This is a genomic window from Halarcobacter ebronensis (assembly GCF_013201825.1).
GTDB lineage: Bacteria > Campylobacterota > Campylobacteria > Campylobacterales > Arcobacteraceae > Halarcobacter > Halarcobacter ebronensis.
In genome coordinates, this window is record NZ_CP053836.1 from 190,528 (window position 1) to 203,291 (window position 12,764).

The 12,764-nt window shown below is 28.1% G+C and carries 17 protein-coding genes and 1 tRNA gene; 14 read left to right on the plus strand and 4 right to left on the minus strand.

Going from position 1 to position 12,764, the window contains the following annotated elements; all coding sequences use genetic code 11:
• Positions 1–2: 2 nt before the first annotated feature.
• The 3 genes from rsmI to miaA form a co-directional block, all read right to left on the minus strand.
• Complete coding sequence (rsmI, locus tag AEBR_RS01005) at positions 3–875, minus strand: 16S rRNA (cytidine(1402)-2'-O)-methyltransferase (protein WP_323807943.1); 873 nt, start codon at positions 873–875, stop codon at positions 3–5.
• The gene (gene rpmE / locus AEBR_RS01010) at positions 826–1,026 is read right to left on the minus strand and encodes a 50S ribosomal protein L31 (RefSeq protein ID WP_128980663.1); all 201 of its coding nucleotides are present in this window, start codon (positions 1,024–1,026) and stop codon (positions 826–828) included. Before rpmE ends, rsmI begins: the two co-directional genes overlap by 50 nt.
• A gap of 88 nt (positions 1,027–1,114) precedes the next feature.
• The gene (gene miaA / locus AEBR_RS01015) at positions 1,115–1,981 is read right to left on the minus strand and encodes a tRNA (adenosine(37)-N6)-dimethylallyltransferase MiaA (RefSeq protein WP_129086073.1); all 867 of its coding nucleotides are present in this window, start codon (positions 1,979–1,981) and stop codon (positions 1,115–1,117) included.
• A gap of 59 nt (positions 1,982–2,040) precedes the next feature.
• Here miaA and mqnP point away from each other — a divergent pair, with 59 nt between their 5' ends.
• From mqnP to AEBR_RS01025, 3 genes are all read left to right on the plus strand, one after another.
• A complete protein-coding gene (mqnP, locus tag AEBR_RS01020) occupies positions 2,041–2,910 on the plus strand; it encodes a menaquinone biosynthesis prenyltransferase MqnP (protein WP_129086074.1) in 870 nt (289 codons plus the stop codon).
• Positions 2,911–3,124: 214 nt separating this feature from the next.
• Positions 3,125–3,247, plus strand: a complete 123-nt coding sequence (locus AEBR_RS15535) for a hypothetical protein (protein WP_267284943.1) — start codon at positions 3,125–3,127, stop codon at positions 3,245–3,247.
• Positions 3,248–3,340: 93 nt separating this feature from the next.
• Positions 3,341–3,417, plus strand: a tRNA-Arg gene (locus tag AEBR_RS01025).
• Between the two features lie 134 nt (positions 3,418–3,551).
• Here the strand turns inward: AEBR_RS01025 and AEBR_RS01030 are convergent.
• The gene (locus AEBR_RS01030; RefSeq protein ID WP_129086075.1) at positions 3,552–4,430 is read right to left on the minus strand and encodes a hypothetical protein; all 879 of its coding nucleotides are present in this window, start codon (positions 4,428–4,430) and stop codon (positions 3,552–3,554) included.
• 149 nt (positions 4,431–4,579) lie between these two features.
• On the opposite strand from AEBR_RS01030, the gene AEBR_RS01035 reads away from it, so the two are divergent.
• The 11 genes from AEBR_RS01035 to AEBR_RS01085 all read left to right on the plus strand — a co-directional run bounded on the left by AEBR_RS01035 (position 4,580) and on the right by AEBR_RS01085 (position 12,551).
• Positions 4,580–4,840, plus strand: coding sequence for a hypothetical protein (locus AEBR_RS01035; protein WP_129086076.1), 261 nt, complete (start codon positions 4,580–4,582; stop codon positions 4,838–4,840).
• Between the two features lie 144 nt (positions 4,841–4,984).
• A complete protein-coding gene (locus AEBR_RS01040; protein WP_129086077.1) occupies positions 4,985–5,581 on the plus strand; it encodes a hypothetical protein in 597 nt (198 codons plus the stop codon).
• A gap of 12 nt (positions 5,582–5,593) precedes the next feature.
• Positions 5,594–5,869: a helix-turn-helix transcriptional regulator gene (locus tag AEBR_RS01045; RefSeq protein WP_129086078.1), complete on the plus strand. Its 276-nt coding sequence runs from the start codon at positions 5,594–5,596 to the stop codon at positions 5,867–5,869.
• Positions 5,856–6,170: a hypothetical protein gene (locus tag AEBR_RS01050; RefSeq protein WP_129086079.1), complete on the plus strand. Its 315-nt coding sequence runs from the start codon at positions 5,856–5,858 to the stop codon at positions 6,168–6,170. The genes AEBR_RS01045 and AEBR_RS01050 overlap by 14 nt, the downstream gene beginning before the upstream one ends.
• 1 nt (position 6,171) lies before the next feature.
• Positions 6,172–6,801: a hypothetical protein gene (locus AEBR_RS01055; RefSeq protein WP_129086080.1), complete on the plus strand. Its 630-nt coding sequence runs from the start codon at positions 6,172–6,174 to the stop codon at positions 6,799–6,801.
• Positions 6,791–9,262, plus strand: a complete 2,472-nt coding sequence (locus AEBR_RS01060) for an MATE family efflux transporter (protein WP_129086081.1) — start codon at positions 6,791–6,793, stop codon at positions 9,260–9,262. The genes AEBR_RS01055 and AEBR_RS01060 overlap by 11 nt, the downstream gene beginning before the upstream one ends.
• A gap of 2 nt (positions 9,263–9,264) precedes the next feature.
• A complete protein-coding gene (locus tag AEBR_RS01065; RefSeq protein ID WP_129086082.1) occupies positions 9,265–9,591 on the plus strand; it encodes a hypothetical protein in 327 nt (108 codons plus the stop codon).
• 249 nt (positions 9,592–9,840) lie between these two features.
• Entirely contained in the window at positions 9,841–11,340 is a 1,500-nt protein-coding gene (locus tag AEBR_RS01070) for a hypothetical protein (RefSeq protein WP_129086083.1), read from the plus strand.
• Positions 11,333–11,557, plus strand: a complete 225-nt coding sequence (locus AEBR_RS01075; RefSeq protein ID WP_129086084.1) for a hypothetical protein — start codon at positions 11,333–11,335, stop codon at positions 11,555–11,557. Before AEBR_RS01070 ends, AEBR_RS01075 begins: the two co-directional genes overlap by 8 nt.
• A gap of 15 nt (positions 11,558–11,572) precedes the next feature.
• On the plus strand, positions 11,573–11,848 hold the full coding sequence (locus AEBR_RS01080; RefSeq protein WP_129086085.1) for a hypothetical protein: 276 nt from the start codon (positions 11,573–11,575) through the stop codon (positions 11,846–11,848).
• Positions 11,849–11,885: 37 nt separating this feature from the next.
• A complete protein-coding gene (locus AEBR_RS01085; RefSeq protein ID WP_228712134.1) occupies positions 11,886–12,551 on the plus strand; it encodes a metallophosphoesterase family protein in 666 nt (221 codons plus the stop codon).
• Positions 12,552–12,764 lie beyond the last annotated feature (213 nt).

The following is a 12,764-nucleotide window of genomic DNA, read 5'->3' on the forward strand; positions in this document are numbered from 1 at the left end:
CCTTAAATTAGTTGGTTGTATATCTCTTTTACATTTTTGCCAGTCATTTTAGCTATTAATTTTGCTTTTGTTTTTGGTGAAATATCTAGGTTTTCAATGTCTGAAAGCTCTAGATTTTCACCAGTTGTTTTTGCATGTTCAATAACAATTACCCATTCCCCTTTGATATTCTCATCTTTTAGTTTTTCATAAATATTTTTTGAGCTACCTTTGTAACTTTTTTCATAAAGTTTTGTTAACTCTTTAACTAAAAAAATAGTTCTATTTTCATCTATATCTTTTATCTCTTCAAGAGTTTTGACAAGTCTATGGGGAGATTCATAAAGTATAGATAAAATAGGGCTTTGCATAACTTGTGTAAGTTTTTGGTGTCTCTCTTTACCTTTATGTGCCAAAAAACCATAAAAAGAGAACTCAGTTTGTTCAAATCCACTCATAGCAAAAGCAGTTAATAGGGCATTTGCTCCTGGAAGGACTACATATTCAAGCTCATTATCAATACAAAATTGTACAAGTGAAGCCCCTGGGTCTGAAACACAAGGCATTCCCGCATCACTAACATAAACAATATTTTTTTTAAAATCCTCTATTGATAAGCTTTTTAATACTTGTTTTTCATTGTGTGAATGAAAAGATTTAAAATCATTACAAGGAAATTGGAGATTCTCTTTTTGAGAAAGAAGTTGAAGAAGTTTTTTTGTAACTCTTGTATCTTCACAAAAAATAAGTTCTGCCTCCAATAGGGCAGTAATTGCACGCTTAGAGATATCTTCTAAGTTTCCTATTGGAGTTGGAACTAAGGTTAGCACGTCTGTAAAAGCTAAATTAGTTTTTTGCGTATTTAGCTTTGAACTTCTCAACTCTACCAGCAGCATCAACAATTTTTTGCTCACCAGTAAAGAATGGGTGACAAGCAGAACAAATATCTATTCTCATAGACTCTACATTTGATTTAGTTTCAAATGTATTTCCGCAAGCACAAGTTACAGTACAAGCTTTGTAATCTGGGTGAATATCTTTTTTCACTTGATTTTCCTTAATTTGGTTAATGTCTAATAAAAGGTCGAATCCTTGCCGCCCTTTATTAAACTCTTAAAATGAACACGGATTATATCTAAAAGAACTTAAGAATATCTGAATTTAAGCTCTCTATAAAGTTTGAAGTTTTCTCTTTGAATTGCCCTTTGTTAAAGGTATTTTGCCTTTTTGCAAGTTTTGCTGTATTTAAAGCAATTTTCTCTTCAAGTTCTGTTTTATTTAGCTTCCCATCAAGATATTCTAAAGTTTCAATAATACCAATAGAACTCATGCAGTTTGGCACTCTTGTATACTTTTTTTCCAAGTAGATGACTTCATCAATGATTCCTTCTTCTAACATCAAAGAGGTTCTAAGATTTATCCTTTTTTTTAATTCTTCCTTATCCCAAACAATCTCAAAGATTTTAAGATCTTTTAGTATAGGTTCTTTTGGATTTAGTTCGAAATATTTTGTAGGAATAAATCCTGTTTGTTTATAAATAGAGTAAGCTTTTTTTACTCTATAAGAATCATTTTGTGAGATTTTTTCCATATACTCTTTATCTAAAGAGTGAAGAAGTTCATAGGTTTTATCAAGACTTAAATCCAGTTCAGCATCATTTACACCTGTTGATAAACCTTCTATCATAGCTTTTAAATAAAAACCTGTTCCACCAACAATAATAAGATTTTTACCATTTTCTTGGGCATAGTTTTTAGCTCTTTTATAGCAATCAAAAAATTGAACAACATCAAAGTTAACATTTGGATATACTTCATCTATACCAAAATGTATAATATCTCCCCTCTCACTTTTTGTAGGTTTTGCTGAGGCAATATCTATCTCTTTATAAACTGAGAGTGAATCAAGTGATAGAATAATAGAGTCTGTTTTCTTTGCAATATCAATAGATAATGCAGTTTTTCCTGAGGCTGTAGAGCCAATAATTGCTATTTCTTTCATACAAAAATTGTAGCAAAAGATGAGTAAAAATTTACTCTATTTTTGATATACTTCGCCTTATGGAAAATATTAAGAAAAAAATAAACGATTTTAGTGAACTTGTTATGTTCAAACACTCAGTTTTTGCCTTACCTTTTATTTTTATTGCAATGATGGTAGCATCAGTTGAGGTAAATGGTAGTGCATGGTTTGGTTTAAAACTTTTTATATTGGGAGTTTTTGCTGCTGTAACAGCTAGAAACTTTGCAATGGGTTTTAATAGATATATGGATAGAGATATAGATGCTCTAAATCCTAGAACAAAAAATAGACCAAATGTGGATGGAAGAGTAAGTGCTTCTCAAATGTTAGGTTTTATTATCATAAATGCCTTAGGGTTTATTGTTGTAGCATACTTTATAAATACTTTAGCTTTTTATTTGAGTTTCCCAATTCTTTTTATACTTGCGTCATATTCATACTTTAAAAGATTTTCATATTTAGCACATATAATTTTAGGAATCTCACTTGGACTTGCTCCAATTGCTGGAGTTGTAGCTATTACTGAAACTATAACTTTATGGTCAGTTCTACTTAGTATTGGAGTTATGTTTTGGGTTGCAGGCTTTGATTTACTCTACTCTTTACAAGATATAGAAGTGGATAAAAAACTTGGATTACACTCAATTCCAAGTGTTTTTGGTGCAAATAAAACAATGCTAATCTCAAAAGTATTTCATTTTTGTACAGTTCTTTTTTGGTTACTATTTGTTATCACTTCAAATAGTGGATTTTTTGCCTATTTAGCTGTTGTTGTAAGTGCTGTAATGTTAAGTTATGAACACATATTAATAAATAGAGATTTCAATAAAATAGATAAAGCCTTTTTTACAGTAAATGGTTATCTTGGAATAGTATTTTTCTTTTTAATACTAATAGACACATTTTAATAAGTAAGCAATTTATAAAAAAAATTGCTTACAAGCTATTCCCTGCTTTCAAAGACCATATTTCCTAACTTAATAAAAAAACTAGATTCAAATCTTAAGATGAATAAATAAAAAAATTATTAGAATTATCTTAAATAGACTATTATATCAATAAAGTTGACAATGGACTATAAATCATTTATAATAGTAATAAAATATAGAGAAAGGATATGTCATGAGCATTTACAAAATTAGATTAGATGCGAATATGCAAACAAGTAGAAGAGCAAACTTTACTAACATCTCTCTATATGTTGGAATGATTGTAGCACTAGCTTGTATAATTGCACTAATATAACAAAAGATAAAGACTCGGCTAAAACTAATTCAGAGTAGTTTAAAGATAGTATGTGTAAAATTCGCACTCTAAAGTGTAAATATACACACAAGCGCGTCTGTGGCTCAACTGGATAGAGCGCCGGGTTTCGGCCCCGGTGGTTGTGGGTTCGAATCCTACCAGGCGTGCCATTAAGAAGCTCGATATAATGGACTCTATAGAGTTTTTATATCGGGCTTTTTTTATTTCTAAAAAGTATTATTCCCACTAATTTCCCACTTAAATATATTACTAAAATTTAAGATTAAAAGTAAGTAGTTTATATTTATGCATTATAGATATAGGTAATTTCATTGATTGTATTGAATGACATAAGGCTTTCAAGATCAGGTACTTCATTAAGTACCCATGCACTAATTATTTCTCCATTAGATAATTTTATAGATTTATTTTCATTTATTGCTTTGATTCCATAACAATCTAGTATTGCATTTTGTCTTTCTTCTAATTCTTTTATTACTTTTTTTTGCATTTCTGTAATTGAGTTAATTGACTTTTTAATTAAGTCATTCAGATGAATATCTTTTTTTATCCCATTATTATCAAGGTGACTGCAAAAATTAATAATAAATTGTTTTGTTTTTTCCAAACATTTATTATCGTGATTATAATCACCAGGGTTTAAAAACTCTTTACTATTTAGATGGTTGAATAAAGGATAAAAAGTATTTTTTAAATTTAGTTGAAGATATTTTATATCTTCATTAGTTAATTTATTTATTATTTCAGAAAATAAAAAAAGATCCTCACCATTTATTTCTTTGTTTTTAATAAATTCATAGAAGAGTTTTTTAAATTGAACATTGTCATATGTTCCTCTCCAAATAAAAACTTTTTTATTATCATCAAAAGAAAATAAATCTTTATCTTTCAAATGTTCAACTAAAAATTCATAAAAATATTTAATATTAGAGTCTGATAGTGATAAAATACTTTCAATAAATTTAAAAAGATTTTTTGATAATTTATTTTCTGCAAAATCTAATAGTTCGAATACAGCAATATTCCCTGTTTCTAAAAATTCCTGGAGATAAGATTCTGTAAAATACTTTTCAATCAATTTAATAATTGGCCTTTTTTCCCTTTTCCATGTGTAATAAGTACCTCTAGAATATTTAAATAAATCTAAAATAACCTTTTCCATTTTAATCCTATAGTCTAATTATTATACTATTATACAGTAATTTTATTAATATTAGTATAAATACTTGACTTTGATATAAAAGTATAGTAATATAACAATTATGCTTTAAAATATAGAATAAAGTATAATAATTATACTAAGGAGAAGTAATGACACAAGAAGAATTATTAAGATTCAATATTGAGCATGTAAAAAGTGCAATACCAAATATTGAAAAAAGAGCTGGTGCAAGTAAAAAAGAACTTGCAATGTTTTTAGATAGATCTATAGCTTCAATTAACAGATCAATGGCAAGTGGAGGATATGGAATACCAGAATATATAAAAGGAGATAAGGAAAAGTCACATGTGTATTTTCCCTTAATAAATATTGCAATATTTTTAACAAATAGCATAAATAAATCAGCATAAAACTCTCTCTAAAGACTTTGGCGAGTGAAAGAGAGAGCTAATTAAATACCGAACTAAGGTTTTAATCGACTGCATTATAACACAACTACATTATAACTGTCTATCGATTATTAAATATTAATTAATAAAATATAGAGGTCCTTTATGGGAATACTAATTAATGAAATGTTTGGAAAATTTACACAAATACCAAACATTGTGATAAGTGATATTAATATAAAACATACAGCATTTCGTCAATATTGTTATTTACTAAGTAAACCTAGTGGTTGGATAATAAGGAATGATGATATAACAAATAGCATAGGAATATCTGAAGGCACTATTGCAAGTAACTTTAAAAATCTTCTTAATTGTAATTACATAAGAAGATATCCTTGTAAAGATAAAAATGGAAAGTTTATTGGTGGCTATGATTACCAAATATTCGTAGTTCCTACCGAATCAATAAAAAACACGGATTCCAAAAATACCAGTTCCGGTAAAACCATTGATTATAATAATACTAAGAGTAAAAAAAATTTAAGTTACACTTTGCAAGATGCAGCTCGAGGCTTAAAATACCTTGAGAAAGTTGAAAAGTCTAAGCTGACAAAAAAATTTGGAACAGGCTACACCCAAATACCAAAAAAAACCAAACAAACTGCTCATGAAACTGTTCGGCAACGTGATTCTATGCAAAAAGATATTACTTCTCACAGTTCGCACATTTTGACAAGCAAAATCGTGCCAAAAAACTAAGAAGCAAATATTATGAATGACTTAATTAACTTACAACTTGATTTAATCAATAAGATTAATCCTAAATATGAAAAGAAACTTCTTTTAACTCAAGAAGAAGTAGCAGATATCATAGGGATAAGTACAGGTACTCTAAAAAACATTAGGAGTAAAGGATTTGGGCCTAGATACATAAAATTTAAATATGGAAATAAAGAAAGAGTGTTATATCCCAAAACGGCTTTAGCTCAATGGGTTAACGAAACAGAAAAGATTAATGATGAATGGATAATCGATGAAAAGAATTAATATACAAACCTCGGTCGGATGTGGCAAACTTTACGAAGTAAAGGAAAACACACCGAAACCAACTGATCGAAGTGAAGGCGGTAGTGATTGGCAAGAATCTTTAAATATTAAGAGTTTATATGCAGAAAAGTTAAGTGCTCTTAAAACTGTTTATGCAAAGTTAGATGAAAACTTAGAAATTGAACTTTCAAATAAAGAAGTTATAACTCCTTGGCAAATAAATGATATTAAAAATGTTAAAGATCTAGAAGAACTCTATACAGATGAAGAAATTTTAATGATTTATGATAGTGGGTTGTAATATGAAAATAAGACAAAATAAATACCCTTATCTACTTTGGCTAACTCAAAGTATGGATTATGATGTTGATCTAAATAATATGGCTGTAAAGAACAAAGAAACTAATGAAGAGATCAAGTTAGAAAAAACACCTTTTTATGCTATCTTCTTTATGAAGTACCTACCTTTATTTTTTATACTTTATTGGTTTAACATACCTAACAATATTTTAAACTTAAAACTGTTCGCAGTTGCAGCTGCTATTACATTAATTACTTTTTTAGTTTTTCTAAAAATACCTAAATATTTTAGTAAGTATATTATGCTTATAACTGCAATATGTTTATATCTAATTTGGACGTACAACACAATTGCTTTATATCTAGATTATATTATGTTGCAAATGGTACAAATAACAGTTGTTGTACTTTTGATTAGAGATATACTAATTAAAAAAGCATATAGAAACTATTACCACCTGGAAGACAAGAGCTTAGAGACTAAAGTTACCTTTGCAAAACAACATAATAGACCTATATTTCCAATACTACCCAATTCAAAAAAAGGTTTATTTAAAATAAAAAGAGGTTTTAACTTAGGTTTTAATGCAAAACTAAATGGCTACTACATAAGGATTGATGATGAAAAGTAAAATCTTATTAATCCTGGTGTTATGTATATACTCTTTTGGAAGTACTAACTTTGATGTTACCTTATCAAATAAAGGTATTACTCAAAGTAATCTTAAATCTATTGAAAGCAGAATTAATACAAGTGCGAGTGTTAGTATGCCTGATGGAACTAAAGTAGCTATTGAAACGGGTAAATTTAATTATATATCTGAAGATAACCCTGAGCCTACAAGTTGTGATATAACTTGCCCTACTGTTAAAGATGGCTTTTTTACTAGAAAAGCAAATTTTAACCACTTAACGGGTGTTATTGAGTGCTATGTTTATGCAGATGACGCACCAACAACTCAAGTTGCAGTAGTGTCTCAAAAAAATAAATATTGTGTTGAAGCCATTACTCCAAATATTGAAACTCCCGATATAGATCAATATAATTATAGTAGTTCTATGGATGTCATTAAAAATAAATATGAGAACTATACGAATACAGGTAATGAAGAGTTTTTAAACTTACCTAAATACATGATTGCCGGACTTACAGTTGATAATGAGAAAGTAGATGTAAGTACTTCAATTGTAAATAATGAAGTTACATTAAGAAGTGGATATACAGTATATCCAAATGCTAGTACTTCAAGTACTTCAAACTCATTTTTAGACCAGGTATATAACACAAATTTAGTATCAACTATTAAGTTGGCACTTGATAATAGTGTAGTGTTTATTATGAACTTTTTAGATAGAGCTAATGTAACCTTTGTGGCTTTAAAAGTTACACTATTTTTTATGTTAGTACCTTTATCGGTTGTACTTGCTGCACAGTCTAAATTAACTAAATATATGAGTAGTGTAACAGATCATGAAGATGTAGCAGAAAAAGTCTTAATGGGTTTTATTTCATTCTTTTTATTCTACATGACAACTACTCAAGTACCAACTGATTCAGATAGGTATATATCCCAAAATGTATTCCAAAATACTACTAGACCATTTTTCTATAAAGTAAGTGAAAAAGCAGATGATCTTGCAACTAGTGCAACTATTGCACTACTTAGTTATAAGTATAAGCAAGTAGGTTTGAATACTAAAGATGATATTAAAAATATCCAGGAGCAAATAGTAATTAAAAGTACTAAACAATTAGAAGATCTTAACTTCATAAAAGAGTGTTCAGATACTTACAACACAGCTAACTTAAGACTATGGGGAGAACAAATAGGAGTTAATCAAACTTATCCGCCTACTGAAAGCATAAAAAACATAAATAAGTCTTCGGGGAAAGAAGAGGTAATAAACTTTTATACTACTGGATCAAGTGGTTTTTTTAATAATGCAGCATACTTAAAACAAAGTAGCATACCTTCTGTTAGTTTTTGCTATAAAATGCAAAGAGACTACATGGAAGATAAAATAGCTTTAGAGAGTTTATATAAAAAATATAATCTATATACTCAAGCTATTGGCAATGGAACACTTAATAAACAAGTTACAACTTTAACTGATTTAGTATTTAGAAATAATGCAGAATTGGGTTGGATAGGTATATCGTCACTTGCAGCAACTACACTTGCCTTTGATAAATTAGGTGTTATTAATGTTCCTGATAATAAAGCAGAAAAAGAAAAAGCATTAAAAGACTTTAGGGATTCAAGTGGTTATGAGGTAGGTGGTTTAGTTAGTGGCGATGGTGCAGTAAAAAGTATGTTAAATAAGTTAATTAGTAGCTTTCCATATATGATGTTACCTGGTGCAGATACAATGCAAAAACTTTCTAAAGACTTTATGGACTCAGTTGGTAATCCAGTTACTGAATCATTAAATAAAATACCGGTTATAGGTGGTTTTTTAAGTGCTTTTGCCGGAGGTATATTATCAACACTAACTTTAGCTTCATCTGTTTTTTTAACAGCTTATTTAATGGCACAATTTTTATCAATGCTACCTATTGTTGCAATTATTGCAGCTTCATTTATGGCAATAGGTTTTTATTACTTAAGTGTTGAACTTTTTTACATGGCAATACCATTTGTTGCAGTATTTGCATTTAGTACCGGTAACCTAGATATACTAAAACATGTATTTAAAAACTTCTTTATACTCGCATTAAAACCTATATTAATCGTTATATCAGTTATTACAGCAATATTTATAATTGGTTTCTTTGATAGCTTTCATCAAATGCTAGTTAATAGTATGTTTGAGCCTATAAATATGCTACTTGCATATAGTAGTGATAATGAAACTCTTCTAAGTTCTTTCATGGATCTAGGTACAAATACATACATGATCTTCTTTAAAGGTTTAATACATATAGCCTCTTCAGTAATTGCTTTATTTACAGCATTTTACTTAGTGTTTAATGGTGCAAACATGATATTAGATATGTTTGGACTAAGAGAGGTAGGACTTGATGTAGGTAATGCAATTGGAGATAAGGTAGAGAGTAATCCAACTGCTAAAAAAATGAATGTGGGAATTTAAAAATGAACATAGGGAAATATTTAATTAAAAAATTCAAGTTAAAAACAATAACAATAGCCGGTTTTTTATTTATTCTAATGGGTGGTGCAATGCAATGGCACTTCCCTTATTTTTACGATAACTATTATAGACCATTTGCAGAGTTTATAGGATATCCAATATATTTAATTTTAGATATTTTTGAAATTAAAGATAGTTTAGCAATTGCAATTATAGGATCAATAGGAATGGGTTTTATATTTTGGTTGATTCTTAACATAATTGCATATCTTCTTGAAATCCTTTCTGTAAGAAAAGGATTAATGAAAAAAGAAGATATAGGGAAATAGAAAATTTTAATTTTCTATTTGGTGTGGGTAAGCATTTTTAAATGCGTACCCTCTAAACAAAAAGCAGACCCTTGTGGTCAAGTTTTGCGAACAGATTTCTGAAAGGTATCTAGTGAGTACTCACTAGATACCCTAAAGGGTAACTGTGAGTTTTTTCTAGGTACAAGACCATACGAAAAAAGAATGCTTCCTTCCAGGAAGTACCCACATTTTTAATACTTAAAAATCGTGGTAAAATAAAGGAACATCATGGCTATTTCTAGCATACATATTGAAAATGGTAAACTAGGATACTTTGCACATAATAGTAGAGAAACTGAAACTAAAAATTCAATCTTTACTGATGAAAAAAATTATTGTAGCTGCAGTAAAGATGAAGCATTTAAAATATATAGAAATGAACTTAATAAAAGAAAAGAAAACTATGTCAATAGTACTAAACAAAAGTTTCAACCTAAAACTATTACTCACTTATCTGCAATACTAAATTTTAATAAAGAACATACAGCAGAAGATATTAAAAAAGTATGCAACTACTTAGAAGAATTACTTGATACCAAAGTAATTCAATATTCAATGCATAGAGATGAAGGGCATACTATTGAAAATAGTAGTGAAGATATTCACAATAGGTTATATGAAACAGTAGATATAAAGAACTATCATGCTCATATTGAACTTATGGGTATAGACAGTAAAGGTAAATCTCTTAAACAAAAAATTGATAAACCTTTTTTAAAACAATTACAAACAGATGTAGCAAAGATTTTAAATATGCAAAGAGGGCAAGAGAGTGGTTATTCAAAAGAAGAATATAAAAAGATCCAAGAACAATTAGATCCACTTGCTAGTTATCCATCAAAGAAAGTATATAACCAGGCTTTTAATAAAGTTGCCAAAGAGCTTGGATATACAAAAGATAGAAAAAAACCAACAAATAGACTTGATACATATGAGTTTAAAGACTATGCAGCTAAATTAGGTAAAAAAGATAAAGAGATAAATATACTTAAAAAAGATCTAGCTAAACAAAAAGACTTAAAAGAAGAGATTGCTAAGTTAAGAATAGAACTAAAAGAAAATACAGCAGTAAGAGAAGATTATGCTAAGTTGGAACAACTAAATAAAGAACTAAAACAACAAATAAAAGATAAAAATTTAACTATTGAAGAACTACAAAATAAGTTAAAAGAACTTGAGTTTAGTATGACATCAATTAACAAGAAAGACAACAATACTCAGGCAACACACATTACACAAGTTAATAACACGCAATTAACAAGTTATGATATTGTTGAAAATAGTATGAATAATGTTGTTAATCAAGTAAATCAACCTAGTGATGATGAAGTAGTTAGAATAGAAGAGAACAACTCTCAACAAAGTATAAAAGATTATGAAATAGTTTCTACTAAGTATAATGAACTACTTAACAACTTAGAAAATCTAGGTACTAACTTAAATGCAAATGAGACAACTCCAAAGAGTCTACTTAATTGGATTAGATCTAAGTGGAAAGAGTTCAAAGAAAAGATAGTGTACTTAGAGAATAAAGTATTCAACTTAGAAAAAGAGAATGAACAACTTAGAATGAGAATTGAACAACCTACAAAAGTAAGTAAGTACATAGAAAAGGTAGTAAATAGTTCAGAAGAAAGTCTAGAAAAAATTTCATCTCTAAGAAGCTTAAAGGAATATACTAAAAATGAATCAAATGTACCTAAAAAAAGTAGGAAAAACTATGAATAGTAAAAAACTACCGGATGGTGTAGTATATGACAAAATAAGTACATATTTAGAGAGTGAAAAAAAACCACTCTTTAAAGAGTTATGTACTGAAAAAAAGTTAGGTGCATATATAGATCAAAGAGTTAAAATTGTACAAGAAGAAGTAGAAGGTTTATTAAGTAATGGTATGTACCAAAATGAAGCTTATGAAATAGCTTTAAATAGTGTTTGTTTATAATTAAAAAGGATTAAAATGAGTGAAGTAGATTTAATAATTGAAGAATTAAATGTAATTGTTATTGAGCGACTAGAGAGAATCAATACTAAACTTGAAAAAGATAGTACTCTTAAATTCTATAAAAATGATATTATAAAAGATGAAGATTTTGAAGAAATAGACAAGATATATCCAAATACATACACTTTATTTGATAGAATGAATTTTGTAAATAATATACAAATACTTATTCATAAATATCCTCTTTTAAAAGAACATTTTGAAGATGAACAATTTATTGATATTAACTAAAAAGAAAGGATAAAAAATCGAAAAAGAAATATATGTTATTGGCGATGTGCATGGATGTTATGATACATTAATGGACTTACTTAAATTGATACCTAAAAATGCTGAAATCATTTTCTTAGGAGATTTAGTAGATAAAGGACTTAATAGCAAAAAAGTTATAGATTTTGTAATTGAGGGTAACTATAAATGTATTTTAGGTAACCATGAAAAATATATGTTAACTTATATTGAAGAATCTTTATATAAAAGTATTGATAATAAATGGTCGGTAAGTGATGAAAAGTATGGTGGAAAACAGACTTTAGAAAACTATATTAATGATGATAGTTCTTTAGAAAAACACCTGGATTGGATTAAAAATTTGCCTAGCTATATTTTAATTGAAAACTATTTTATTACACATGGATATGGACTTCCATATTTCAATAGAAAAGATGATCCAAACTATAAAAAACAATTAATGACAAATAGACTAGATAAATCAAAATATGAGTCTGAGTGGGAAGATATAAATAGTCATAATATTATTAATATATTTGGACACTGTGCTTTTAAAGAAGTTAATATTGGGGGAAAATATTTTGGTATAGACACTGGCTGTGTTTATAACAATAAACTAACTGCAATAGAGTTAAATTCTAAAAAAATCATTCAAGTACCAACTCATCAAAATGATATAACAAATGTTAGAATGTTTGATTAATGATTATAAAATATTGGCTAGGGTTATAAAACCCTAACTTACACTTCCGCTAAAGTTGCCTTTAATTAATCGTTAAAGGTTAATTGATGTGAGATAAAGTGATATATTTGTACCGCAAATACAAATATATACTAGTCGGTTAAAAGCTTTATCTCTTTTTCTAAAAACAATTATTACCAATATAACCTTAAATAGTTCTATTGTTGAAATAGT